The 25833-nt window shown below is 44.9% G+C and carries 29 protein-coding genes and 1 tRNA gene; 12 read left to right on the top strand and 18 right to left on the bottom strand.

Annotation, left to right across the window (positions count from 1 at the left end):
• Positions 1-26 precede the first annotated feature (26 nt).
• The 6 genes from NWE95_11525 to NWE95_11500 all read right to left on the bottom strand — a co-directional run bounded on the left by NWE95_11525 (position 27) and on the right by NWE95_11500 (position 5043).
• A complete protein-coding gene (locus NWE95_11525) occupies positions 27-1481 on the bottom strand; it encodes a terminase family protein (protein MCW4004528.1) in 1455 nt (484 codons plus the stop codon).
• Entirely contained in the window at positions 1414-1866 is a 453-nt protein-coding gene (locus tag NWE95_11520; GenBank protein ID MCW4004527.1) for a hypothetical protein, read from the bottom strand. The genes NWE95_11525 and NWE95_11520 overlap by 68 nt, the downstream gene beginning before the upstream one ends.
• 126 nt (positions 1867-1992) lie before the next feature.
• The gene (locus tag NWE95_11515) at positions 1993-2214 is read right to left on the bottom strand and encodes a hypothetical protein (GenBank protein MCW4004526.1); all 222 of its coding nucleotides are present in this window, start codon (positions 2212-2214) and stop codon (positions 1993-1995) included.
• Positions 2215-2238: 24 nt separating this feature from the next.
• A complete protein-coding gene (locus NWE95_11510) occupies positions 2239-4410 on the bottom strand; it encodes a CDC48 family AAA ATPase (protein MCW4004525.1) in 2172 nt (723 codons plus the stop codon).
• Positions 4411-4573: 163 nt separating this feature from the next.
• Positions 4574-4849 carry an elongation factor 1-beta gene (locus NWE95_11505; protein ID MCW4004524.1) on the bottom strand — a complete coding sequence of 92 codons (276 nt, stop codon included), beginning with the start codon at positions 4847-4849 and terminating at the stop codon, positions 4574-4576.
• A 14-nt stretch (positions 4850-4863) separates the two neighbouring features.
• Entirely contained in the window at positions 4864-5043 is a 180-nt protein-coding gene (locus tag NWE95_11500) for a zinc finger domain-containing protein (GenBank protein ID MCW4004523.1), read from the bottom strand.
• 447 nt (positions 5044-5490) lie between these two features.
• On the opposite strand from NWE95_11500, the gene NWE95_11495 reads away from it, so the two are divergent.
• The 6 genes from NWE95_11495 to NWE95_11470 all read left to right on the top strand — a co-directional run bounded on the left by NWE95_11495 (position 5491) and on the right by NWE95_11470 (position 9371).
• Positions 5491-5569, top strand: a tRNA-Gly gene (locus tag NWE95_11495).
• Positions 5570-5685: 116 nt separating this feature from the next.
• Positions 5686-6909 carry an ATP-binding protein gene (locus NWE95_11490; protein MCW4004522.1) on the top strand — a complete coding sequence of 408 codons (1224 nt, stop codon included), beginning with the start codon at positions 5686-5688 and terminating at the stop codon, positions 6907-6909.
• A 98-nt stretch (positions 6910-7007) separates the two neighbouring features.
• Complete coding sequence (locus tag NWE95_11485) at positions 7008-7565, top strand: DUF3786 domain-containing protein (protein ID MCW4004521.1); 558 nt, start codon at positions 7008-7010, stop codon at positions 7563-7565.
• 72 nt (positions 7566-7637) lie between these two features.
• Entirely contained in the window at positions 7638-8456 is an 819-nt protein-coding gene (locus tag NWE95_11480; protein MCW4004520.1) for a hypothetical protein, read from the top strand.
• A 122-nt stretch (positions 8457-8578) separates the two neighbouring features.
• A complete protein-coding gene (locus tag NWE95_11475; GenBank protein MCW4004519.1) occupies positions 8579-9184 on the top strand; it encodes a hypothetical protein in 606 nt (201 codons plus the stop codon).
• Positions 9177-9371: a hypothetical protein gene (locus NWE95_11470; GenBank protein MCW4004518.1), complete on the top strand. Its 195-nt coding sequence runs from the start codon at positions 9177-9179 to the stop codon at positions 9369-9371. Before NWE95_11475 ends, NWE95_11470 begins: the two co-directional genes overlap by 8 nt.
• A 21-nt stretch (positions 9372-9392) precedes the next feature.
• On the opposite strand, the gene NWE95_11465 is transcribed toward NWE95_11470, so the two are convergent.
• A complete protein-coding gene (locus tag NWE95_11465; GenBank protein MCW4004517.1) occupies positions 9393-9839 on the bottom strand; it encodes a peptidylprolyl isomerase in 447 nt (148 codons plus the stop codon).
• A 324-nt stretch (positions 9840-10163) separates the two neighbouring features.
• Positions 10164-10673, bottom strand: coding sequence for a DUF2096 domain-containing protein (locus NWE95_11460; protein ID MCW4004516.1), 510 nt, complete (start codon positions 10671-10673; stop codon positions 10164-10166).
• Positions 10674-10723: 50 nt separating this feature from the next.
• Between NWE95_11460 and NWE95_11455 the strand changes: the two genes are divergently transcribed.
• On the top strand, positions 10724-12016 hold the full coding sequence (locus tag NWE95_11455; GenBank protein ID MCW4004515.1) for a DUF438 domain-containing protein: 1293 nt from the start codon (positions 10724-10726) through the stop codon (positions 12014-12016).
• A 121-nt stretch (positions 12017-12137) separates the two neighbouring features.
• Here the strand turns inward: NWE95_11455 and NWE95_11450 are convergent, their stop codons facing one another.
• The 6 genes from NWE95_11450 to NWE95_11425 all read right to left on the bottom strand — a co-directional run bounded on the left by NWE95_11450 (position 12138) and on the right by NWE95_11425 (position 17198).
• On the bottom strand, positions 12138-12863 hold the full coding sequence (locus NWE95_11450) for a thymidylate synthase (protein ID MCW4004514.1): 726 nt from the start codon (positions 12861-12863) through the stop codon (positions 12138-12140).
• 117 nt (positions 12864-12980) lie between these two features.
• On the bottom strand, positions 12981-14657 hold the full coding sequence (gene thsB / locus NWE95_11445; GenBank protein MCW4004513.1) for a thermosome subunit beta: 1677 nt from the start codon (positions 14655-14657) through the stop codon (positions 12981-12983).
• Between the two features lie 120 nt (positions 14658-14777).
• Positions 14778-14936 (bottom strand): hypothetical protein, encoded by a 159-nt coding sequence (locus NWE95_11440; GenBank protein MCW4004512.1) that lies wholly within the window; start codon positions 14934-14936, stop codon positions 14778-14780.
• 55 nt (positions 14937-14991) lie between these two features.
• The gene (locus tag NWE95_11435) at positions 14992-15471 is read right to left on the bottom strand and encodes a hemerythrin domain-containing protein (protein ID MCW4004511.1); all 480 of its coding nucleotides are present in this window, start codon (positions 15469-15471) and stop codon (positions 14992-14994) included.
• A 53-nt stretch (positions 15472-15524) separates the two neighbouring features.
• Positions 15525-16067 carry a four-helix bundle copper-binding protein gene (locus NWE95_11430; GenBank protein ID MCW4004510.1) on the bottom strand — a complete coding sequence of 181 codons (543 nt, stop codon included), beginning with the start codon at positions 16065-16067 and terminating at the stop codon, positions 15525-15527.
• A gap of 237 nt (positions 16068-16304) precedes the next feature.
• Entirely contained in the window at positions 16305-17198 is an 894-nt protein-coding gene (locus NWE95_11425; GenBank protein MCW4004509.1) for a glycosidase, read from the bottom strand.
• 147 nt (positions 17199-17345) lie between these two features.
• Here NWE95_11425 and NWE95_11420 point away from each other — a divergent pair, with 147 nt between their 5' ends.
• The 4 genes from NWE95_11420 to NWE95_11405 are packed head-to-tail and all read left to right on the top strand — an operon-like array spanning position 17346 to position 20963.
• On the top strand, positions 17346-18563 hold the full coding sequence (locus tag NWE95_11420) for a glycosyltransferase family 4 protein (GenBank protein ID MCW4004508.1): 1218 nt from the start codon (positions 17346-17348) through the stop codon (positions 18561-18563).
• Positions 18538-19632 (top strand): glycosyltransferase, encoded by a 1095-nt coding sequence (locus tag NWE95_11415; protein ID MCW4004507.1) that lies wholly within the window; start codon positions 18538-18540, stop codon positions 19630-19632. Before NWE95_11420 ends, NWE95_11415 begins: the two co-directional genes overlap by 26 nt.
• A gap of 15 nt (positions 19633-19647) precedes the next feature.
• The gene (locus NWE95_11410) at positions 19648-20049 is read left to right on the top strand and encodes a CBS domain-containing protein (protein ID MCW4004506.1); all 402 of its coding nucleotides are present in this window, start codon (positions 19648-19650) and stop codon (positions 20047-20049) included.
• Positions 20050-20063: 14 nt separating this feature from the next.
• A complete protein-coding gene (locus NWE95_11405) occupies positions 20064-20963 on the top strand; it encodes a glycosidase (protein MCW4004505.1) in 900 nt (299 codons plus the stop codon).
• Positions 20964-20969: 6 nt separating this feature from the next.
• On the opposite strand, the gene NWE95_11400 is transcribed toward NWE95_11405, so the two are convergent.
• The 4 genes from NWE95_11400 to NWE95_11385 form a co-directional block, all read right to left on the bottom strand.
• On the bottom strand, positions 20970-22031 hold the full coding sequence (locus NWE95_11400) for an L-threonylcarbamoyladenylate synthase (protein ID MCW4004504.1): 1062 nt from the start codon (positions 22029-22031) through the stop codon (positions 20970-20972).
• 4 nt (positions 22032-22035) lie between these two features.
• Positions 22036-22521 carry a GNAT family N-acetyltransferase gene (locus NWE95_11395; protein MCW4004503.1) on the bottom strand — a complete coding sequence of 162 codons (486 nt, stop codon included), beginning with the start codon at positions 22519-22521 and terminating at the stop codon, positions 22036-22038.
• Positions 22522-22544: 23 nt separating this feature from the next.
• Positions 22545-22913, bottom strand: a complete 369-nt coding sequence (locus tag NWE95_11390) for a proteasome assembly chaperone 4 family protein (protein ID MCW4004502.1) — start codon at positions 22911-22913, stop codon at positions 22545-22547.
• Between the two features lie 73 nt (positions 22914-22986).
• Positions 22987-24159: a right-handed parallel beta-helix repeat-containing protein gene (locus NWE95_11385; protein MCW4004501.1), complete on the bottom strand. Its 1173-nt coding sequence runs from the start codon at positions 24157-24159 to the stop codon at positions 22987-22989.
• A 164-nt stretch (positions 24160-24323) separates the two neighbouring features.
• Between NWE95_11385 and NWE95_11380 the strand changes: the two genes are divergently transcribed.
• Positions 24324-25613 (top strand): hypothetical protein, encoded by a 1290-nt coding sequence (locus tag NWE95_11380; protein MCW4004500.1) that lies wholly within the window; start codon positions 24324-24326, stop codon positions 25611-25613.
• Positions 25614-25833 lie beyond the last annotated feature (220 nt).

Raw genomic sequence — 25833 nt, 5'->3', positions numbered from 1 at the left:
AATCTTTCTCTACCTGACATTTTGAATTATTCTCGCGGGATTACTGCTAGGAATGGTTCGGGTCCCATGTCTGCCGTCGCATAAACCGCAAGCGCAATGCTCCAGAAAACGTCGTCATGTGTGCCCCACGGATGCGAGAAGCCAACGTTGCCGTCCCTGCGCAAATCGTAACGCTCAACATTGAGTTCAATGCAGATGTCTCCTCGGTAGGGTCGCTCCCAGTTCAGCAGTGGATAGTAGAATTGTTTGTTTAACATTCTTTGTTTTAGCAGGCTTGCCATTTCGCTTTTGCGTGGCACGCTAAAGTTGACGCCTTCGGCGTTCCTGATGCCAGCGTCTTCCATGTCTGCGATGAAGCTTGGTCCTTCGCGTGTAAAATCAACGCGAATCCGTCTGAAGCCGTTCCAGCGGTCTTGCAGTGCCTTGATGTAGCCCAGTACTGTGGCGTAGACTGTGGGTTGGGGGAAGATTTTGAGGTGCCTAAGAAAGAGCCTATCGACATCGCGTTCAACTATTGATAGGACACTGTAATCGCGTGTTTGAGCCAAGTCCAACCCAGCAAAAAAGACCCCTCTCTTGAGCGTTTGCGGGTCAAATTCACGAAGCTCCTGCCCACAGTTCTGTTGCGTGCCAATGCAAGAAGCAATCAGGCTCTGTGTTAGCCAAACGTTGTCGTCTTCCACCCATTCTGCCATCATTTCTCTGCGCCAACGTGTTGGGTCATCACCCATCTGAGTCTTAATCCGCTGAATAATATTGGGCTTGAGAGGACCGTTTGGACTAAGAGCCCGCTCAACGGTGACGTGGCTGGTTTTGAAATCACAAAAGTCTTTGTGGTTGAAAATCTTGAAAAATAAACTATCGCTATGCCACGGCGTGCTGCTACAGACAAATTTGCCGTCAGTTGTGCCAAGCGTATAGAGTATGGCGTCGTAGAGTTCTTGGTCGTTAGCCACAAAGTTAAACTCGTCAGCATACACCACGTGGAGGGTGGGTCCGCGGATTGTTTCAGGGTTATTCGGGAAAGCTTCTATGCTGCTTCCGTTCGCAAAGTGAATTTGGGTTTTCTGAGGCTTAAACGCAATCCCCAACGGAAGCTTCCTGCTCAACGCGGCTATGCGCGCTATGATGCGCTTGGTTTGCCGCCATGATGGCCCAACTATGCCTATTGCAACGTTGGGGTGCTTTACTGCATACTTCAGCAGCAGTGCAGATATGGTTTGGGTTTTGCCGCTTTGCCTACACCAGCGAGCAGCAGTAAACTGATTACTCTCAAACATTTGAGCAAACTCTTTTTGATAATCATAGGGTTTAAAACCCAATGTTTGCTCAAAAAATTCGGCGGGGTCATCGCTTAACTCTTGGATTTTCTGCTCAACTGTTCGCCGAAGTCGGCTACTACTATGCCGAAGTTCATGCCACCGTGGCAGTATCTTGTTGGGGCGTAGGGCTCGGGCTTCTTTCTCTGAGTAGTTGCGCATTTTGCTCTTCCATTTCTTTTAGTTTAGCTTCAATCTCTCGATAGTTGATGTAGTCAGCCAGCAGCTCCTTGTAGGTCTTAGAAATAGTCGCAATGGCTTGCAGGCGCTGAACCTCAACTTTTTCTAAACCAGGCTTAACCGCAGCTTTCAGGGCACCAGCCAATATTTTCAGCGCTTCTTCGACACTAGACAGTTCCCTTGGGAGAGAAATCTGGGATTTCACGTAGTCCTTCGTTTCTAACGGCAAGCCTAAACGTTGACACTTCACAATTATTGCGCCAGGCGTCTTTTGAAACATCGCGGCAATCTCTCCGATACTCGCATTTGCCTCGACAAGCGTTTTCAGCTGGGCTTCCTGCTTTGCTGTCCATTTTTTACCTCGCACAATGACAACCCACCATAGTTTGATACCTATCGCTGGGGAAATCGAGCTTTTAAAGAATTTTCACAAAATAAAATGCTGATTAAAAATAACAAATTAAAAAATTCAAACAAGAGAGGAAAGTGATCTCTACTGGACGAGTTCGATTCTTCGTTTGCCTCTCGCCATCGAGGAAGTGCGGATTTTGCCGCTTACCTCAAGCTTTAGTAGTAATTCGTTGAAGTCTTTAAAACCTAAATCTTCAAACTCATTTTTCAACTGATCAAAGAGGTCATCGTCAGTCATGTCACCCTTCTTATTAAGAATCTCTAAGAGAACGAAGTAGTCGGGGCGTGTTTTCCAAGTTTTCATTTGTGGCATACGCTAATCTTCTCGCTAAGCTACAGGGGTTGCTGGCTTTTGTACTTGTCGGATTTGCTGCATGAAACTCTTATACCACTTCTCCATGTCAGGCGTGATTGACGGCCCCATCTCTTTCATGGCATCTTGGAAATCCTTCATCGTAACCTCACGGGAATTCACATCGCGTCTCAATGCATGCATCGCAGCTTCCCGGCACAAAGATTCAATGTCAGCACCAGAATAATACTTAGTCATCAATGCCAACTGGTTCAAATCCACATCGCTACTAATCGGCATACCCTTAGTGTAAATCTTGAAGACCTGCAAACGACTCTTCTCATCAGGCTCAGGCACATAAATCAACCTGTCAAACCTGCCGGGACGCAAAACGGCGGAATCCACCATGTCTGGGCGGTTGGTTGCGGCGATGACTACAATGTCCTGCAAGGTTGTTATGCCGTCCATTTCTGTCAGCAACTGGCTAATGACACGCTCTGAAACGCCGCTGTCACTCATGCCTAAACCGCGCCTTGGCGTTAGAGAATCAATCTCGTCTAGGAAAATCACTGCTGGAGCAGCCATCCGTGCCTTACGGAAAACTTCGCGGATAGCTTTCTCTGATTCACCAACCCATTTGGAGAAAACTTCAGGTCCCTTAATGGAAATAAAGTTCGCCTCACTCTCGGTCGCGACTGCGCGAGCTAGCAGTGTTTTGCCGCAGCCAGGTGGACCATAAAGTAGTATGCCTTTTGGCGGTCTGATTCCTAAGCGGCTGAAAATTTCAGGGCTCTTTAGGGGCCACTCAACTGCTTCTTTGAGGTGCTGCTTTACTTCTTCTAGGCCGCCAGCGTCTTCCCAGTGAACCGTGGAAACTTCTATGTAGACTTCCCGCATAGCTGTCGGCGTGACTTCCTTGTAAGCGTCAATGAAGTCGTTCATCTTGACTTCCATCTTTTCCAAAACAGCAGGCGGAATACGCTCTTCCTCAAGGTTAATCTGTGGCAGATACCTGCGAAGCGCTTTCATAGCTGTTTCTCTGCTCAACGCGGAAAGGTCTGCGCCCGTGTAGCCGTGAGTCATCTCTGAAAGCTTCTTTAAATCAACATCCTCAGCCAGTGGCATGCCGCGTGTGTGAATTTGAAGTACTTCGTAGCGTCCTTTTTTGTCTGGAACAGCAATTTCTATTTCGCGGTCAAACCTTCCTGGGCGTCTTAGTGCTGGGTCAAGCGCGCCAGGACGGTTAGTTGCGCCGATGACGATTACGTTTCCTCTGCCTGATAAGCCATCCATAAGTGCGAGCAGTTGTGCAACAACGCGTCTTTCAACTTCGCCTGTGACTTCTTCACGTTTAGGCGCTATAGCGTCCAACTCATCAACAAATATAATGCTCGGTGCATTCTGTTGGGCTTGCTGGAAAATCTCACGTAAACGTGCTTCGGATTCGCCGTAGAATTTGCTCATGATTTCTGGTCCGTTAATGGAGTAGAAGTTTGCTTCTGACTCATTAGCTACCGCCCGTGCAAGGAGTGTTTTGCCGCAGCCAGGTGGACCATGAAGGAGTACGCCTTTTGGCGGTTCGATTCCTAAGCGTTGGAAGAGTTCTGGGTGGCGAAGTGGGAGTTCTACCATTTCGCGGACGCGTTGGATTTCTTCGTGGAGTCCTCCTATGTCTTCGTATGTTGTGCGTGGTAAGCCTTTGCCTTCTGGTGCAGGTTCGTTTAGGATGGTTAGGCGTGTTTCAGTTGTTACTTTAATGATGCCGTGGGGTCTGGTTTTTGACACTGTGAATGGTATGGCGTGTCCTAGCATCATGACTAGGGTTGTGTCGCCTTCGACTAGGGTGCGTTCCATGAGGCGGTTTTTAACAAAATTAGTGAAGTCTTCGTCAACGTTTAGCCTCATGTCCACGGGTGCAAGCGTTATGGAGAGGGCTGTTTTCACTTTTGCTGGACGCACGACCACGTATTCGTTAATTGCTACACCGCAGTTTTTGCGTGTAAAACCGTCGATGCGGATGATGTCGCGGTTTTGGTCTTCGCTGTATGCTGGCCATGCGATGGCGCTGGTTGTACGTTTGTTTACGATTTCGATAACGTCTCCTGCGCTTATGCCTAGTTTTTGCATGGTTCGCTGGTCGATGCGGGCTATTCCTCTGCCTACATCTCTTTGTCTTGCGTCTCCAACACGGAGTTGTACTTCGCTCATGCAGAATTTCTCCAAGTAATGGTTATGTTTAGTTTGAGTATGTGGTTGAAAGAAACGTTTTTTGATTATATAAACTTTAAAGCGTAAAGGTTGAAACTTTCAGGTGCTTATTTGTGAGATAATTGAGGGGTTTTTGAGTAAAGAAATGGCTGTTGGAAGTTGCTTAGCGGCTTGACCTTCGCACCATGAAGGTTTGTGCTTGGCTAACTCCTGGGATTTTGGCAAGGGCTGTTTCGAATTCGTCAACGATGCCTGATTTTTCTTCTGGGAATCTGGCTTGTAAGAGGAGTGCTTTGAGGCCGAATGCTATGGGTTCTTCGCCCCATCCTTCGATGGTTGAGTCTGCAGGTAGAATGGCTTGGATTTTCGTTTTTAAGTCATCAAAGCTTATGACGATGTCTTCTGGGAAGACTTTGTAGGTTACTATTACGCTACCCATTGTCTATTTCACCTTTATGGTCCTGTAAATCCGCATTTTGGGCATTTGTAGAGTCTGCCGAATTTGCGGCATTTTCCGTCGCGTTTTATCTGGATTTCACCGCAATTGGGGCAGAGGAATTTGGTGGATTCGCTGACTGGTGGGATTGGTTTGCCGCAACTGGTGCATGTGACTAATGAGAGTTTTTCTGACATTAGGAACACTTCTTTCGGGTTGATATTGTAAGGCTTCCTTATATCTTATGTGCTTTGAATTTGGGTTATTCTTGCGCTATTGCATTTTGAGACGCAATGGTGTTATGTTAGGGAAAGGTTTGTTGCTCTGCCAGTAGAACCTATCCCCCTATATAAAGCGGTTTAGTCCTAGAAAAATTGAGCAGTACAAAGAAAAAAGATTAACCTTCGACATATTCCTTTGCTGGAAACATCCCTTTTAAGCGATAAACGCTTTCTTGTTGTTTGAGGAGAAAGGAGAGCTTCTCACAGGGGAAAAGGAACCACTTTGCCCCTTTCCAATTCTTAACATTAAAAAGTTAGGCACTATGGTTAACTAATTCTGCTTAAGCGTTTGAATCTTGTATGTGATGTTGCAATACCCTTAAATCAAACTTGGTTAATGAAAAAGTACAAGCAGTACTGTGTGCGGTCGTCGTCTAGTCTGGTTTAGGACATTAGCCTTCCAAGCTAATGATCCCGGGTTCAAATCCCGGCGACCGCACCACTTAATATTTTGCTTATTCAGGAGCGATTTTTGTCATCCTGGGCTTTTCTCGTCGGCGCTATACTGTGCATTAGTAATGCATAAGTTTATATTTTAATAATGCACACTTTAAACATATGTTGCTTAAAGAAACCTTAAGAGCCATCGTAGCAACCCAAAAAAAAGAGCGTGAGACTTTAGAGTATGGAATAGAAAGAGCGCTGACCAAAAAAATTGAGTTCAAACTCCCATTTGCCCTAGTTTTATCTGGCATACGACGCTGCGGCAAGAGCACGCTTTTGCGGCAAGTTATGAGATCCCAGAAGGGTTTATACTACTTTAATTTCGAAGATCCAAGAGCAACAGGCTTTGAGCTTAGTGACTTTCAAAAGCTTGATGAGGTTTTTAGAGAGGAGTTTGGAGAAAGTGATTGCTATTTTTTTGATGAAATACAAAACGTCGATAAATGGGAGCTCTTTGTGAGAACATTGCTGGATAGAAAAAAACATTTCCTGTTAACAGGGTCAAATGCTTCACTAATGAGTCGAGAACTTGGGACAAGGCTCACTGGAAGGCATCTAAAATATGAACTATTTCCGTTTTCTTATGCAGAGTTTCTTGATTTCGCCTCAAAAACGGCGAATATTGACTCATTTAGTGAATACCTACAGCGCGGTGGCTTTCCAGAATATCTAAAATATAACAAGAGCGATATTCTGCAGGAGCTTTTCAATGACATAGTTTTAAGGGATATCGTAGTACGGCATAAGCTGAGAAGTCCCCGAGCAATAAAGGAAATGGCGCTCTATTTGCTTTCAAACGTTGGCACAGAATTTTCATACAACAGCCTCGCAAGGACATTCAACCTTGGCTCTACCAACAGCGCAACTGCTTACGTCTCATATCTGGAAGAAAGCTACCTCTTATTTACAGTCTCCAAGTTCGACTATTCCTTAAAGAAGCAAGCAGTAAATCCGAAAAAAATCTACGTTATAGACAATGGATTGGCTGATGTTAACTCAGTATCGTTTTCTGCAAATAAAGGAAGAATGCTTGAAAACTCCGTTTTTCTGCACTTACGGAGAAACGGAAAGCAAGTTTTCTATTTCAAGGGTCGTAATGAATGCGACTTCCTCATCAAAGAAAAAAATGTGATCACTCAGGCTATTCAGGTTTGTTATGAACTAAATGAAGATAATAAAAAGCGCGAGATTGACGGCTTAACAGAAGCACTAGAAAAAGTCGGTTTAACACGCGGTCTTATATTAACCGCTAATCAGGAGGACAGATTGGAAGTGTCTGGAAAAACTGTAACAGTAAATTCTGTCTGGCGGTGGATGACAACAAATAGCGAAAAATAACGAGTAAAATGACTCTTCCACACCAAATTCTCCCCCTTGAATAGATAGGTGATTATTCAATTTTTATACTGCAACAGGTTCTTAACTTATGAAAGCCTTTGCGACTTAATTTAGGAGAAAACGTAATCAACGGGTTAAGGTCATTGGTTGGCGAGAACCAGTTTGAGTTCTTAGGCTATCGTGTAGATTTGTGTTCTGGAGATATCCGTGATTCGCTAAAGAAGGCAGAGCCTGCAAAGACGGTGCTTGGAGTAATAGAGACAGTGCTGTGTCATTATAGTAGTGCAAAAAAGGTTGAGAGAGTTGGACAACTGACAAGGTTTGCGAGTTTACCTGGAGGTCAAGCGTACGAAAAGGCTTTTTTGACTAGGGCTGTTCAACCGATTGCTTACGAATTTGGCAAAACCCCAGAGAAGCTCGTTGAATCCGCGAGACTGCTTGGCGGAGTTAAGAGAACTTATGGCGATTCTGCAGTAGAATTGTTCAGTTTGCCGCATGTGCCGCTGGTTATTATTCTATGGGAGGAAAGCGTGTTTCCAGCGGAAGCAAGTGTACTTTTTGATGAATCAGCAAGTTGCTATTTGCCAACTGAAGACTTGGCGGTACTGGGCGAATTAACTGCATCCCGTCTTGTAGAAGCTAAGTTGCCAACATAAGGGGCATGGCAAATTATTTAAGGTTAAAGCTTGAATACAGTTAAAAAAACTTTAGAGGAGAATAGATTAAACATGAAAAAAGTTGTATTGGGCACTCTACTTATAGTTGCGCTTTTTAGCCTGTCACTACCAGCAATCGTAAGTGCTATCGCTACAGGATACGGATGTACCAACTACTCGGCAATAGTAACACCCACCATAGATGGAAAATGGACTGCCTCTAACGAGTGGACAGATGCCGGCGTTCCCACAAATCCACCCACAAATTTCGCTTGGAGAGAAAAATGGACATGGCCAGGTGATATAAACCAGCATATATTAATTGAATTCTTTACTGACAGCACCAATAACACAGAGGACTACTATCAAATCTGCTATGACCGCAACGCAGACGGCGGAGCCGCCCCTCAAGCAGACGACATCAAAATTGAGTGGAAAGGGCACAGCAGTTCAGGATTAAAAGTCTACAAAGGCAATGGAACAGGATGGACACAGTTCACAGGTCTTCCAGCGGGAACCGTTGTTGGAGCAGATACATTGACTACTTCACCGCTAAATAGTAATCAACACTGGGTTTTTGAAATCACCATAAACAAGTCAAATGAAAATTTCGACATTAGCGGTTCAGGATATTCGCCGGGAATCCAAGTTGGAGTATATGACGCAAGTAATTCTGGAGCAGGAGTCCAAGTTTGGCCGCTTAACTCGAATAACAATCCAGCCAACTGGGGACTGGAGACTGGTACCACCGAAACAATTCCTGAATCGCCATCAATATTAGCTGTTATCGCTTTGTCGACTATCGCAATCATAGGTAGCGTCTTCCTATTACGAAAGCGGTTAAGTGGAAGTCAGCGCGCAGTTAATACTGGCTTAAGTAAGAGTTTCTAAATTTCTTCTCTTTTTTTGTTCAGTTATATATTTGGATGGTTATTTGTTGTTAGGTAATCTGAATCGGTGGAGCGTAAACGTTATAAAAAAACTGCCCATACTTTAATCAAGGTGGCCCATGCTTGGTGAAAGCTATCCTGATAACTCCGTTATATTTGTCAGTAGCTTGGGTTTTAATGGTAAGCTACCAAATTTTCACCCAAACAGCCGTAACCACGGTTGTATCTGTCCTATGCCCAGTCTTACCAGTTGTTGGCGCATGGTTGCTTGAGAGAATGGATATTGTTGTGTTTGTTTATTCTTTTGCATGGGTATTTGTTTTGTCATCCATCATCCCTAGTCTCCTTTTAGGCAAGGACAGAGGCGTTATGGTTCAGTTCATTGTTTGCTTAACGCTGGCATTAACAGGAATCATACTAATCGACGTGCTCAACAAAGTTTACGGTATTAACCTCACAAGCACAGAAGTGCTGTTCTCTAATCCCGTTACTCAATTGTTCACTAACGTTTTCTTTGCAGCCTTCTACCTTTCACTGCCCATACTTGTCATGCTCGCTATAGATTTCCGCGGAAGAAAAAAACGCAAACAAAATGAAACCAAAGTCAAAGAGTTAACCGACGAATTCTACAGCAAAAGTGAAGAGCCAAAAAATGTTTCAGAGCCCCAAAGCGAAAAGGTGAAAAGCAACAAGGACAATAATCCAAAGAAGGTGAAAGCGAATGAGTGAACAACCAAACATAGCGACTATACAATTAAACGGTGATAAACAGAATTTTATTATTGATAAGAAAGACTTCAAAACGGGCAGTAGAGGATACTACGGCACGGGCAAAATGGTTGCTGGAGGAAAAAAGTACCAAGTAAGCATCCAAGTTGTAGAAATCGGTTCTAAGCCAAAAGTGGAAAAGAAATAAAGGTAATATTTACCCCAATTTTTAGGGCAAGATTGTTGCACTAATTAAGGTAACGTCTTGCAACGGTTTATCAGCTGAATTAGTCTGCACTTTTGAAATCGCCATGACAACATCCATTCCTGATATGACTTTTCCGAAGACTGGATGCTTAGTGTCAAGGTGGCTGTTGTATTTGACGTTGATGAAGAATTGGCTACTTCCAGTGTTTGGGTCCCCCGTGTTTGCCATCGCTATTGTTCCATTGTAGTTATGGTTGTTGCTTGTAAACTCGTCCTGTATTGTTGGAATTGATGGGTCGCCGTATCCTGTTCCTGTCGGGTCGCCACCTTGAATCATAAAGTCAGCTATTACTCGGTGGAATATTGTGCCGTTGTAAACTCCTTGCTTGACAAGGTTGATGAAGTTGCCTGTAGTTATGGGCATATCATTTCGCAATGCGATGGTTATGTCGCCCATGCTTGTGTGCAAGAGAACTTTAGTTGCATTTTCATACTCGGAGTCAGCACCTGATGGTGACGTTGTCGGAGTTGTCGTCGGAGTAGCTGTTGGCGTTGGCGTCGGTGTTGGAACATTTTGACTGCCGAATTGTCCTATTGCAACGTAAGCACCAACGATGATTAGGACTATTACGATTATGCCTACTGCAAGATACAGAGATGTGTGAGACTTGCGCTTTACTACTTTAGGTCTTCTATGGGGAGCCATGCCTGAAAAGACTGCGGCTAATCATATAAAATTTTTCCTCAACCTTCACATGCAAACCTTTATGGTTATGGAGCAGATAACCATGGTTTAGCTGGTTTTTTGCGGTGCCATCGCCTTGAGAAACTGTTTAATATCTTCAGGTTGACCGAAAACCACCAGCCGACCATTATTTTGTGGCTTAACGCCAAGGTTGTGTTCTTTAGCGATTTGCTGTATCCGCTCCGCAGGCAGGTTGTCGATGGGTTCCACACGAATCCATTTTTGGTCTCTTGGAACACCAGTGATGAACTTGTCTTCCTCTTTTAGCTCTTCACAAACTTGGGCACTGGCTTCCTCTAAACGTTTGAACCACTCATCCGTCTTTTCGGAACCGAAGACTTTCTGTGCTTCAGTTATGAGGTAAGCTTCAACGTTTGCAAGATACTCTTCAGCTTTCTGGAAAACCTCGCCTCGGCTGTCCTCCATGGATGTTAGTTTAATCATGGACCTAGCCGCCCTCAAATCCTCAACCACATTTGAGGGAACACTGACGCCTTTCTTTCGCAGTTCAATCATTAAATCTTCAAGTGTTTTCCATGTTGCCAAATTGTGACCCATAACATATTCCTCTCTATTGCATAGGCACCTTGCGCTATAAAGAGTTAATCATGAATTTTTCGGTTTTGGAAAGAAATAAATCCCTCACTATTTCTGTAATTAGCAAAGAGGGAAACGTGATTTTGCCAGCGGATAAAAAAGCGCAAATTAAAGAGGCAATACGCCAGTTGCATGCGGGTGTGCCTCCTGAAGAGGTCAAAGAAAAATTCCGAGACGTTTTCGAAGGCACCGATTCATTAGAAATCGCTAAAATCGAGGAAGAGCTGGCTAAGGAAGGCATGAAACGAGAGGAAATGCGCAAGCTCTGCGATGTTCACTTAGCCATCTTTAGAGAACAAATCGAAAAGCAACATCCTGACCTCAAGCCTAGCCAGCCGATTAGCATTCTTATGGAAGAGCACAAAATCATGACCAAAATGTCTGAAGACCTCCTGAAAATAGCAAACAAGATACTCAGAGTCAACGACATACGCTACGTTAAAGAGGACATTCACCAAGTAGAACACTTAATCAGCGACTTCACCGACGCAGAGAAACATTATCTGCGTGAAGAAAACGTGCTTTTCCCAGCGCTGGAAAAACACGGCATCACTGAGCCGCCAGCCGTAATGTGGATGGAGCATGACCAAATAAGAGAAGCAAAAAAGAAACTGCGAGCCGCAATCAAAGGCTCAGACCCAGCTAACTTTGAGAATTCCAAGCAGCAATTATGGGATTCTGCCAAGGAACTCGGCAACCTGCTACCCAGCCACTTCTACAAGGAAAACAACATCCTATTCCCAGCCGCTCTCAGCATAATTACTGAGCAGGAATGGCGAGAAATCCGCGAAGAATTCGACGCGATAGGCTACTGCTGCTTTACGCCACCAGAATTAACAGTGCCGCCTAAGGAAGAAAAAGCCCTTGTTCAAGCGCAACTGCAGGCACCAGAAGGCACCGTGCCGTTTGATTTCGGAAGCCTAAACCACACGCAACTAAACGCATTACTAAACACGTTACCCGTGGAAATAACCTTCATCGACCAAAACGACACTGTACAGTACTTTAATAAGCCAGAGAAAATGATTTTTGTACGCACAAAATCAGTTATTGGCAGAAAAGTGCAAAACTGTCACCCAGCAAAAAGCCTTGACACCGTAACCAGAATAGTGGACTCCTTTAAATCAGGCAAGAAGAACGTGGCTGAATTCTGGATAAACCTTAACGGACGAGTTATTTTTATCCGCTTCTTTGCAGTCCGCGACGCTGAGGGCAAGTATTTGGGCACCGTGGAAGTTGTGCAGGATGTGACTGACATCCAGAAGTTGCAGGGTGAAAAGCGGCTTTTAGACTGGCAAGATTAAGCTCTCAGTGGAAAACAGAATATTAAAGATGCAAGCAACGCACTTGGCGGCATGGTTGCTTGGACAAGTTCGGCTACCCCACATAGGCAGAAAGGGAGAATGAATTACCGCTCTTTTCTTTCTATGACTTGTGTCTGACTGTGAATGAAGCGGGCAAGTCTTTTGAACCTTGTTTTGGCTCAAGGAGCTCTTTAACAAGAGGAAATAACCGCTGGTAGATATGGCAGTTTTTAGAGTGAAAAACAAGCTTACCCGTCTCTAAACTAAGGTTTGCGCGCTCGTTGATTTCCGCCACAAACGCCTCATTGAAAAGTTGTAGCCCCGCGATGTTGGCTGGCAGACCAGCGTAAGCGTCCCAACTGCGGAAGTAGCAGGTTAGGTGCATTTTGTTGTCGAGGATTTCCGTATCAATCAGGCTTAGGCATGGCGGTTCATGCTTCTCGCCCGTTTTTAGGTTGACCTTGTAGATGTCCTCTGGAAGCCTAACCACCATAGTCACTTGCCTGTCCCGCTGCTCCTTCACATAATTTTTAATTGCTTGTTCAACTTGGTCAACTGGTTCACGGAGTCGGCTACCGTAAGTGTAGGTTTCATCCTGCTTGCCCTCTCCGCACCAAAGATACGTGAGCGCGTACCACTGTACGTACTTCATGTCGCAAGGGGCTTTGTCGCTGACGAGCGGACGGTTTTCAGGATGAGCAATCTCGATGGATAAATTCAGCTTTTTGGTATCGGTGGCTTCTGAACCGTAACCCACTTGGAAAGGGTCGCCTTCTCGCCAAATCGCGTTTAACGCTTTAAACCATGCATCAGGGCAATCAAACGCGCTAACCTTAACATGCTTCACTCAAAGACACCAGACACCCAATAAATCTAGCCAATATGCATATAAGTTTACACCAAAAAACAAAAACAAACTGAAGGATTTTCAAAAGAGCAAAAAGGAAAAGGAAGGGTTCGGTTTTTAGTAGGGCATTCCGCCCATACCGCCCATGCCACCCATTCCACCCATGCCGCCACCCATTCCGCCTGGAGGCATTGGGGGTGCTTTGCCGCCGCCTTTGACACTGATTAAATCATCGATTTTCAGTATCATGTTTGTGGCTTCGGTGGCTGACTTTATGACTTGCTGCTTCACTCGCAGTGGCTCAAGAACTTGCAGGTCAACCATGTTTTTGATTTTGCCAGTTGTCACTTCGATGCCGAAGTATTTGCTGTCTGCTTTCTCATGCTCTGCTCTTAGGGCTACCATAACGTCTATGGGGTCTAAACCAGCGTTCTCAGCCAGCGTTAGCGGGATAGCTTCAACTGCTTCTGCGAAAGCTTCAACTGCAAGTTGCTCGCGTCCGCCGACTTTAACAGCGTAAGCTCGCAAGTTCTTAGCTAATTCTGCCTCTGGTGCACCTGCGCCAGCGACGATTTTGCCGTCTTCAATTGCGTTTCGGACTACGCATAAACCGTCGTGTAGTGAGCGCTCTGCTTCGTCGATTACGTGGTTGGATGCACCGCGGATGACGATGGTTACGGCCTTGGGGTTCTTGCAGTCGCGTATGTAGATTAGTTTGTCATCGCCGATTTTGACTTCTTCAACCCTTTTAGCTCTGCCAAGCGCGTCTGCGGTTAAGTCTTTGACGCTTGCGATGATGCTACCGCCTGTTGCTCTGGCGAGTTTCTCCATATCGCTGCTGCTTACACTCTTAACCGCTAAAACGCCAGCTTTTCCTAAAAAGTGCAATGCCATGTCGTCGATGCCTTTCTCGCAGAAGATAACGTTAGCGCCTGCTTTAGTGATTGAGTTAACCATGTCCTTTAACATGCGTTCCTCTTCATCGAGGAAAAGTTTCATTTGGTCAGGGCTTTCAATGTTTATTTTGGCGTCAAACTCGGTTTTCTCAATCTCTAACTTTGCGTTTAACAGGGCGATTTTGGCGTCATCAATGAGTTTTGGCATGCCTGAGCTGGCGACTTCCTTGTCAATAACCATGCCTTTAACAAGTTCTGTTTCATCTAGGCTCTTGCCATGCTTCTTAACAACTTTAATTAAGTCTATGTCGGCTTTGTATTTGCCGTCAACTTCTTCAGCAACCTGCTTAACAGCATCAACAGTTAATTTAACAAAATGTTCAGATGACACTGTGTTGCTCTTGCCTGACAGGGATGTTGTTGCAAGAATCCGCAGGGTCTTGTCATCGGTTATGGCTACGGGGATGGCGATTTTTTCCAAGATTTCCTGAGCTTTTTCGCTTGCTTTCTTGAAACCCTCAATTATTACTGTCGGATGTACATTTTTGTCGAGTAAAGCTTCAGCTTTGGCAAGTAATTCCCCAGATAAAACCACCGCTGTTGTTGTTCCATCACCGACCTCGTTATCCTGTGCTTTTGCAACTTCCACGAGCATCTTTGCCGCTGGATGCTGGACATCAAGCTCCTTCATAATGGTTGCACCGTCGTTGGTTATGGCAACATCACCCATGCTGCTGACAAGCATCTTATCCATGCCGCATGGACCAAGCGTTGTTTTCACCGCTTCAGCAACAATCTTTGCCGCCATAATGTTGTTTCTTTGGGCTTCTCGGCCAGTTGTTCTGCCTGTGCCCTCTTTTAATACTAGAACGGGAATGTTTCCTCCACCTGTAGACATATTTTTCACCAAAGTTTAATTTGAAATTCTAGACGGAACAATCAACCTTTAAAATATAAGTTTTTCTCAGCGTAAACACTACAATACGTTAAAAATTCTTAAATGATAATATCAGAAAAACTAGCTTTTAGTTTCACCTTTCTCTCGTCTAGTCTTATTCACCGTTGCCGCAGCAATGCGCTTCACATCCTGCTCAGATGCACCCCGCTCAAGCTCTGACAGTTTAATGTGTTCGTACTTCCGTTTTCTCTTTGATTTCTCGACGCCCCTTGGAGGCAAACAATCACCACCAATAAAGCAGAAAATTAAAAAAGAAAATGAAGAAATCATTCAACTACATTTTTGCCATTTTTTCATCCATGAATTTCCTAGCTATCTCACGCTCATCATCAGTCGATAGAATCTTTCTTGCTTTCTTGAACAGTTCACCCTCTTCCTCTTCGACGTGGTGGTCAACAACGTCGCTTAGCACCTTAACTTTGGCTACCCTTGCATCATTATCCGAAGAGTCCTCAATGTCATTCATCACTTTCTTGGCGACATCATGCTCTTCATACGCTTCGAGAATACTTGAGCGCGTTTCTTCATCGTTCTCAAGCCGTGGATACAGCAGTTTTTCTTCGCCTTCCATGTGCAACGTTAGTGCCTTCTTGATTTGACTGTAGACGTTATCTTGATAACTCTCATTCTCAACAATCTGCTTGAAGAGCTTCTTAACGTCCTTATGCTCCAGTTTAAGCAAGTCGTAGATTGTAGCGTTCTCCTTGAGCTTTTGCTTTTCTTTGTCCACTTCTTTTTCAAGTTCAGTTTCCATTAACAATCACCTCCTTGGTAGTTCTGAAAATGCAAGTAATCGGCGGCAAAACGCTATCTGGCCATTTCCCTGCATGATTCAGCGCAACGTCTACAAACGCTTGCGCATTTCTTCATGAAGTCGTCATCAAACCTATCGCAAGCATCAGCGCATTCGTCGCAGATATCAGCGGTTATACCGCATGTTTGTGGGTAATAGATTGAGTTTCTTAGCATAAAATCAGCATTTATGTTACAGATTCTAGCGCAGTCCATGAGAAGATTCAGATGCTTATGTTCCGCATGCTTGCCGCCCATCCTCAAACATTTTGCGGTAGTTTCTGTGCATGTCTGGTAGCAATCCAAAGAATCCCTCAAACACTCACGCACCTCATCGATAGTCATCGTTTCTGCACTTTGAATTCTTTCCAGTTCCTCCATTGTTCCAGAAATTCTGCCTGCTACTGGCGACTGTTTCTCTGCGCCCCATCTTTCCTCTGTATCTTCGCTTTCTGTTGCATCTTCAGTAATGTAATCTTTATCTACGCTTGTCATGTCTCTTGACTCAGCCTGAGGTGAATCAACTTTATTTTCTTCATGAATGGAGAAATCAGACACAACTTCACCTTCCTAACTAATCACTAATTGTTTATCAAACAGTGAAAATCAGCTTAATTTTCAGCGCCCAAAACTTCTTTTGCTCTCCACGAGTGCAGTGGGCGCGTAGCTCATGATACTGCTAGTTTGACCATGATTTAAGAATATGTGACTGTAATTCTACGCCAACAGCATCCATACAAAAAGTGGAGTGCCAAAAAGGCATCCTAAGAGACCGATATTTTAGCGGTGTTGTAATTATTTTCTTGGAAGCAACTCGTTTAGTTCATAGATTGCTCCGCAAAGAACACTGTCAGCGCCGCCGTAGTAAACTATGACTTTGTCGTCTAACTGCACGTTTCCACAACTGAACACGACGTTAGGCACAGTACCGACGCATTCGTAGCCTTCACAAGGAGTAAGTATGGGTTTATCTGAGCGGTAGAGAACTTTTTCTGGATTGCTCTTATCCAGTAAGGCTGCACCGAGCGAATAGCGCTTTGCCTCATCGACGCCGTGATAAATGAATAGGTAACCCTCGTTGAGTTCGATGGGTGTACCAGCAGCACCGATTTTTAGGCTATCCCACATTTTATCCCGAGGCTCCATGATTGATTTAAAGCCATGCCATTTTTTGAGGTCTTCCGAATAAGCTACGCATATGCTCGGTTCAATGCGGTGGAACATAACATATTTGCCATCAACTTTTCCAGGCAGAATGACAGCATCTTTATTGCGGATTCCTGGAAACGGCAGAATGCGCTCTTTCCAGTCCCATTTACGGTTGAGAAAATCGTTCATGCTGATGGATGTTAGTGAGATTTGGAATATGATAGGGTAATCGTGGTTTCGGAATGCTGTATAAGCCATCAAGCACTCGTCGCCGATTATTGTAAGGCGCGGGTCTTCGCAACCGTCTCTTTCAGCATGGTTTACTGGGTTAAAAACTGGCACATCGAACCGTTCTTTGATGGTGCATCCATCGGTTGATGTTGCGTAGCCTATCCTTGAAACGTGGTCGTTACCGATGGCGCGGTATAACAGATGTACTAGCCCGTTGCTATAAACAGCAGCAGCGTTAAACACTGCTTCGGATTCCCAAGCGTTCTCTTTGATTGGTTTTAATATGGGATTATGTTCAAATCGTTTCATAGCCCCTCTCCCTCTGAAAACACTCATGCTTTGTAGATACATATAAACTTCATGGAAAAATATGGTAAAATTCGCCTTTGTGACTGTCGGTGTACAATCACATGCGCTTAAAGACAGCCAAAACCCAATATATGACGTGATTTGTCGGTGGCAAAGTATATTCTAGGCACCCCTCCATTGACAACCGTCAAAGAAGTTGCTTATGTGAGCACTTTTCCGCCTAGAAAGTGCGGAATAGCAACTTTCACGTCCGATTTGGTTAATTCTATTAGTCAATTTAACAGGCTGAGAGATCAAATGGTTATCTCTATTGATGGTCGTCGTCTGTTTAAATCGTTGAACGGTGGGGGGCAACACCGCATTGGTCGGGACTCCAGAGAAGATTACGCTTTAACAGCGAATTTTCTTAATCATACAGCCATCAACGTGGTTAACATCCAACATGAATTTGGAATTTTCGGCGGCGAATCAGGCGAATACATTTGTGATTTTCTTGATAGGGTAAAGAAACCCGTGGCGACAACTCTGCATACCGTTCTGCCAAGTTTTGAGAAAAAGACAAAAGAAGTTTTTCACAAAATAATTGACCGAAGCGCGGCTATTGTAGTTTTAAATAAAACAACGCGTTCACTGCTCAAGCAATATGGTGTTCCGCAAAGAAAAGTGAAGTTGATTCCGCATGGGTGCCCTGATTTTCCGCTTGTTCCCAGCGTAAAAGTGAAGCCTGTTTTAGGCTTACAGAATCATGTGGTCCTGTGCACTTTTGGGTTGTTAAGTAAAGGTAAAGGTATCGAGTACGTCATTGATGCTCTTCCGAAAATTCTCAAAAGAGAACCGCGCATAGTGTATTATGTCCTTGGGGTTACGCATCCTCAAGTTAAAAGAGCCGAGGGCGAAGCCTACCGCAACATGTTGATGAGGAGGGCTAAAGAGCTTGGGCTCCGTGGGCACGTGAAATTCTTGAATCGTTTCCTTTCCAAGCCTGAGCTTTTTACTTACTTGCAAGCGACAGACGTGTACATAACGCCGTATCTTTCTCGCAACCAAGTCAGCAGCGGCACATTATCTTACGCTTTGGCTGCGGGGAAAGCTGTTGTTTCTACACCGTACCTTCACGCAAAAGAAGCGTTGGGCGAGGGACGAGGGCTCTTTTGCAATTTTAACGATGCCGATTCCATAGCTGACCAAGTTACAGAAATAATCGATAATAAGCATCTCAGAAAATCTCTTGAGCACAAAGCCTACAAATACAGCAGAAAGTTCACGTGGCCTTTAGTTGCTAAAAAATACCTCAAACTCTTTGATGAATTAACCAAGCGGTCTTGGGAGGAAATGTGCTGTGCAACTTCCGCCTATAAAGCTTGATTATCTTGAGTTAATGACGGATTCCACGGGTGTTTTTCAGCATGCGAAGTATTGTATTCCGAAACGAAACGAAGGCTACACAACAGACGACAACGCTCGCGCATTAATCGTTTGCACCAGATATCACCGTTTACAGGATGACCCACGGACAGTGCCGTTGGCGAACGTTTATTTGGCGTTCCTCAATCACATGCAGAAACCTGAAGGCAACTTCCACAATTACCTAAGTTACGAGCGGGTTTACATGGATGTTGATGGCTCGGAGGATTGCTTGGGGCGAAGCCTGTGGGCTTGCGGATGCACGATTAATTCTATTTTGCCTAGGTACATGAAGCTGGTTGCTAAGGAGATTTTTGATAAAGCTTTGCCATGCGTTTGGAAGTCAACTTCGCTTCGGTTGCTTGCTTTTTCGATTTTAGGGCTCTCACAGTACTACCGTGCGTATCGAGTGGACGATTTAAAAGATAGCATTGAAAGGCTGGCGAATTCTCTTTGTGAAACCTACAATGACCAATCAAAGTATGATTGGCGCTGGTTTGAACCTTACCTAACTTATGACAATTCTCGGTTGCCTCAAGCGCTCTTTGAGGCTTATTCAATCACCCGCAATGGCAGGTACTTGGATGTTGCTAAAGAGTCTACGAGTTTTCTGCTTAATACCCAAATGGTTGACGGCAATTTTATGCCGATTGGCAATAATGGCTGGTACAAGCGGAATGGGAAAAGAGCGCTTTATGACCAGCAACCACTGGAAGCGTCAGCGATGGTTGACACCGCCGTTGATGCCTATTTTGCCACGCATGATGAGAGCTACTTATGGGTGGCTAGAACTGTTTTTCAATGGTATCTGGGAAAAAATAGCCAGAAGTTAATGCTGTATGACCCTGAAACCGCTGGTTGCTTTGATGGAATAACCCACAACAGCGTAAACATGAATCAAGGGGCGGAATCATCCATTTCTTACCTTCTGGCACGACTGAAACTGGAAGAATTGAACATAAGAGCCCAGGGCGGAGAAAAACCAAGAGACAGTTCTACGGCTCTTCAAATTAACTGTTTTGAGAGATGAAATATGTGTGAACCCATGCTAAAAGTCCGAGATATAATGTGTAAAAAAGTTATAACAGCCAAAGAAGACCTAAGCATCCAAGATGCCATACAACTCCTCTATGATAGACATATCGGCTCAGTAATCGTTATTGATGATGAAGAAAAATGCAGAGGAATATTCACCGAGCGAGATGCCATACGAATTGTAGCGCACAAATTTGCGTTGGATCAGCCGTTAAGTAGTGTCATGAGCAAGCATGTCGTTTCAGTAACTCTTGATGCATCCTTCGATGAAGCCAAAAACCTCATGCTCTCGCATAACATACGGCACCTACCAGTAACGGATGCCACGGGAAAATTGATTGGGATGTTCTCTTTGCGTGCATTCTTCGACGAAATCATGGGTATCAAAACGCCAGTGCCAGGCACAACGTAAAAGGCTGACTTTTCATGGAACGCTTTTCAGGCAACCCGATTTTAACCGCGATAGAAGGGCATGCTTGGGAGTCACGCGAGGTATTCAATGCCGCAGCGGTTTATCTCGACGGAAAAATCCATATTCTTTACCGAGCCATCGGTAACGACCACGTTTCAAGGATAGGCTACGCAACATCGACTGACGGTTTTCATATAGAGGAGCGTTTACCTGACCCTGTTTTTGAGCCAGCCACAGAGCCTGAAAAGGACGGGTGCGAAGACCCAAGAATAGTTCACATCGACGACCAGCTTATACTAACTTACACGGCACTTAGAGAATACAGCCACTTACAAGTTTACCAAGCAGCGCTAACATCGATTTCGAAAGATGATTTTCTTAACAGAACATGGAAATGGGGCTCTCGCAGGCTTCCCTTTCCAGGAATACGGAACAAGAACTCGGTTGTTTTTCCCCAAAAGATAGGCAGCAGATACGCTATGCTTCACCGCATTGAACCGGACATGTGCATTGCTTACTCTGATGATTTGACGCGATGGTGCGATATTATGGCGGTTATGGGGCCAAGAGCTAACAGTTGGGACAACTGGAAAATCGGCATCGCTGGACCACCCATGAAAATTACCGAGGGATGGTTAATCATATATCATGGAGTTAGTGTTGACCGAATGTACTTTTTAGGATTCGCTCTTCTTGATGCTGAGCACCCTGAGCATGTTCTGTTTCGCTCAAAAGAGTATCTTTTGTCGCCAAAAGAGGATTATGAACGGTTCGGCAAAGTGCCCAACGTAGTTTTTAGCACTGGCAACATCATTATAGATGACAAACTCTTTGTGTATTATGGTGGAGCAGACAGCGTGCTCTGTGTTGCCACGATTGGTTTAGATAAGCTTTTGTCACAAATTCGCAGATAGAACTAGTTAGTCTACTTTGATTATGTGGTAGCCTGAGGCTTTGCGGAGCCTATTCATCACGGCTAAACCAAGCCCCTCAGAAGGCACACCCTCAGCTATTATAACATCAACGTTTTCAGCGTCAACTTCCCGCAGTAAACGAAACAGGCTTTGGGCAACAGATGCCAAATTAAAGCGGCTGCCAAGAGACCGAATTATGCTCGCTTTGTAAGCGCTTTGGGTTTCATCAGTAGCAAGTATGCCAACCTTTGCGCCTTTACGCTTGTAGGCTTCTGCAAGTTCCTTAACTTTGCCAATTACTGCCTGAACGCTACCCTCGACAAGAATCACTTCAGTCCTCGGCGCATAATGCTTATGCTTCATTCCAGGCGAACGAATCTGCTGCAGGGGTAGCTCCTGTTCAGCTTGCACAAACGGGTGAAGTTTCACGTCGCCAAGCACGCTCTTTAAGGCTTCAAACGGCGTTCCCCCAGGACGCAGAAGCATCGAGGGTTCAACACTCAAATCCAAAACCGTGGATTCCACACCAATGTTTGTATCGCCTCCGTCTATGATAGCGTCGATTCTTCCGTTGAGGTCTTCGTAGACGTGGCTGGCGGTGGTTGGGCTGGGTTTGCCTGCGAGGTTTGCGCTTGGCGCCGCGATGGGGCGGCGGCTTTGTTTGATAAGTTCGAGGGCTACTTTGTGTTTTGGCATGCGGATGGCTACCGTGTCTAAGCCTGCGGTTGTCACGCTCGGAACCAATTTTGAGCGTTTAAAAATGAGAGTTAAGGGGCCAGGCCAAAACTGTTTCATTAGCAGTTCAGCTTTAGCAGGGACACCTGTAACCAGCGGGTAAACCTCGCTTATGCTTGCCACATGAACTATTGGCGGATTATCCAATGGTCGTTTTTTAGCTTCAAAAAGAGCCAGAATCGCCTTGGGGTTTAGTGCGTCTGCGCCTAAGCCGTAAACGGTCTCTGTGGGGAACGCTACTAATCCACCGTTTTGTATGATTTGGGCTGCGGTTTGTATTTTTGCTGGCTCTGGATTCTCTGCATTAACTTTGAGCACGAGGGTTTGTTTCATTGCTTTAGCCTTTTAGTTCAAGTACAACTGATGTTTCTACTTGGCGTTCTGGAATGTTCCAGTACTTATGGAGCAAGTTATTCTTTTCTTCTGTTGAAACCAGTCTGAAGCCATGTTTTTCGTAGAAGCTAATTGCCCATGGCGCTGATGCCCAAGTGCCCACCAAAATCTTGCGGGTTTGCGCTAAGCTTAGCAGGTAGTTTAGGAGTTTTTCCCCGAACCCTCTGCGCTGGTGGCTCGTAAGCGTGTAGGCATGCCGTATTAAGGTGACATCGTTTACCAGCTGGATGCCCATAACAGCGATAGTTGTGCCTTTTTCTGTCCAGCCGTAGAATTGGACACCCCTTTCGATTTCCTCTTCTAATTCTTGCGCTGGCATGTAGGGTTCTTTCCACCTGTCGGCTGGGATTTTTCCCTTGTAAGCGATGGCGGCATCGTTTACCACGGTTAGGATTGTTTGAAAGTCAGCGTTTGTAAGCTTTTGAATCATGGTTTCACTGCTACTGCGCTGGCTTAGATTGCAGTGGATTCTTTGGGGCTATCTGTTTTGATGAGTTTGTCTATGAGGTGCATGAAGAATGATTGCGCCTGCATCTCTCCGACCTTTTCCAGGTAAACGGAGACCATGGCGATTTTGCCCTTCTTGGAAGCAACGTGCTCAGCAAACATGCGCGCAGAGATAACGTTTCGGTCTCCTAAAAGCACTGAAGAAGTAACTTGACCAACATCTTTGAATTTGGGAACAGCAATTGCCATTGTTCCTAGCTTGTCCTCTTTTTCACTGAGCATTATCATGATGGAGTTTTTTGCCTCCACATAAACTGCCAAAAAAAGTGTGTCCTGTTCAAGGAGCTCTTCTTTTACGACTTTGGCGCGTTCCATCAGTTTTTCTCCCCTTAGAGTTTGATAATGTTGTAATTGCTTAAAAATACTTACACACAAATAGCCTTTAGCCTTAATGCTGGCGCTTTTTGAAGTAAAAGTGAACTGCTATTCCTGCTACAGCGGCTATGGTTATGCCAGTGGCAACTATAGCGAGAGTTGTTTTGGTGTGCTCGGATAAGTTTAGGGGCTTTTGTTCCGTTGGTGGTGAGGATGGGGGCGGTGTGTAAACAACAAACATGTTGGTTGTGTTAAAGGGCTCCATAAGCGGATAGTTATCTACACCGTAGACTTGCTCTTTCCAGATGCCGTGTTGGTGGTATCCGCCTGTAAAATATTCGCCGATAATTTGGTAGGGTTTTTCGCTGATTCCGTCTTGGTTGCTGTCGGTGCCGTTGTATAGTTCCCAATAGTTTCCTACTGTGCCGTTGTCCCAGTAGTTTGTGGTGTTTGTTAGGCTCTGCGGCTCTATTGCTTTCTGGTTGCCGATAAAGTTGTTTTCGGTGAATGTATTGTTGACGGTTTTTCTGTCAGTGCCCCAGCCGCTCATCCAGTTGAGTTGTGGAAGCCATACGCCACCGCCATTATTCAAAAAGGTGTTGCCACTAATGCTGTTGTTTCTTGAGGACTCAACCTGCATACCGTAATCGTTCTGAACCAAGATATTTCCAGTAATATTATTCTGAGAAGCTCTCCAAAGCCACATGCCTACACCGCAGTCAGATATTTTGTTGCCAGAGATGTGACAGTTTTTGGCGTTTTGGATGTGGATTCCTGATAGCCTAAACTGGGTCTTCCTGACAAAGTAGCCGCCATCCAGCGGGTAGCCACTTGAGAGCGCCCAGCCATTATGCGTCATAGGAAGCCATTCTTGGGGAATGTTATGCTGGTAGTATCTTCTTGGCGTGTTGGGCGTTGTTGAATAGGTGACGGTGAAACCTGTTATTGCGACGTTGTCGTATAGGATTTGGATTACAGTTCCAGACATGTTTCCGTTTATAATTGTTTTGTTTGTATCTTCTCCTTTCAGTGTTATGGCTTTGTCGATTACTAGGGTTTCGTTGTACATGCCCTGTCTGACGAGGATGGTGTCGCCTTCTGTAGCGTTCTGGATTGCCTGATTTATAGTTGGGAAATCGTCTGGAACAACAATCACGTTGCCACTTGCCTCTGCTGGTTCAGTCATGAGTATGCTGGAGGCGGCTATAATTACCATGATTATGATAGTGGGTACTGATTTGTTCATTTCTCTCGCCACCAGTACCATGGGGCAGGGGCTTTTAGTTCTACAGAAGGAACATTATGTTCCAAAACTGGAACAATACTGCTGTTCTACGGGCGGAGCGTGTTTTGGCGGTTTTATCGTAAGATTTAAGCGGGTACACGTGAATTTTTAATGTAAAGCGAGGTGTGAGCGGGTTCAAAAGAATTGGTAAGTATGTTGTTGGAGCCTTGCTGATTACAGTTCTGGCAGTTTCAATCTTGGGCTTTCACATGTACTATTTAGGCTGGAGCCGAGTGAAAGCGGACCCAGGCGTTTTTGTCGGGGTTGCTTTTTGCGGAAACACCACCGCTGAAGCGAAAGCGCTTATCGACAGAACAAAAGCGTACACTAACCTGTTTATTTTAGATTCGGGCAGAAGCGTGTTGAGCAGGAACCAGTCTGCAGTGTATGAAGCCTGCGATTACGCCGTAGCAAACGGATTAAGCATCATAGTTAACTTAGGCATCTATGATGTTATAGAAAAAAACGAGTCTACTTGGTTTTGGCTGGAACCACTGGACAGCATCAAGCAGAACTGGACACAACGCTGGGGCGACAAGTTCCTTGGTATGTATTACAACGATGAACCAGGTGGAATCCAGTTGGATGGGTACTGGGCAGACTGGTATAGAGCTTATGGAGAAAACCTAAGCGGCCATGACCATCCCGCACTCCAAGCGCTCTATGAGATATATCTCAAAATGCTTGATTTCGTCTATAATGGCACTGAGCCTGAAAACTATGATTTAGAAGCGGAATTTTTCATTAATGAAGTGTTAAGTGATGGTGACCCGGGGCTTTCAACCTTAAATGCTGTAGGAATTACCACTTTCACTTCTGATTATGGGCTCTATTGGTGGGATTATTTAGGGGGATACGATGTTTTATTTGCTGAGTTAGGGTGGAATGCGAGTGTTGCTCAGCAGATAGCTCAAGTGAAAGGTGCAGCGCGGCTTCAGGATAAGGAGTGGGGCGCCATGATTACATGGAAGTACGATGAGGTGCCTTTCCTTGATACTCCAGAGAAAATTTACAGCCAAATGCTCAGCGCCTATCAAGCAGGCGCCAAGTACATAACGATTTTTAATTACGCCAAAGATGATAAGGGCAACACCGCAGCAGCTATGACTAAGCAACATTACCTTGCGCTTGAACGGTTCTGGAACGACATCAACAACAAACAGTTTGTGGATAAAAGTAGCCCTGAGGTAGCGCTGGTTTTGCCTCACAATTACGGGTGGGGCATGCGCAACCCCAACGACACCATCTGGGGGTTCTGGTCAACAGACGATAAAACACAGCAAATCGCAACAATCATGAGTGAACTGCTGGCAAAATATGGCACCAGCCTAGACATAGTCTATGAGGATTCAGCTTACCCAGTCTCTAAAGTAGAGTACAAGACAGTTTACTACTGGAACCAAACCACCACGTAGGCAATATTACCATATCGCAGTTGGTGAAAAAACAGAAAAAAGCAAGCAACACAAAACTCACCCTACTGCTTGTGCAACATCCACAACCAACCAGCAACCCAAACCACAAACAGAAACCAACAAACAACGCTTTAGACATCCCGCTAATTGTTGAAAGAGGGAGGGGCTACACAACAACTACTAGAAAAGAAAACACCCATAAAAACGCCATAATCACAAT

Source organism: Candidatus Bathyarchaeota archaeon (genome assembly GCA_026014725.1).
Lineage (GTDB): Archaea > Thermoproteota > Bathyarchaeia > Bathyarchaeales > Bathycorpusculaceae > Bathycorpusculum.
Note: the sequence above shows the minus strand (reverse complement) of the source record. Positions and strands in the feature narration are given on the sequence as shown.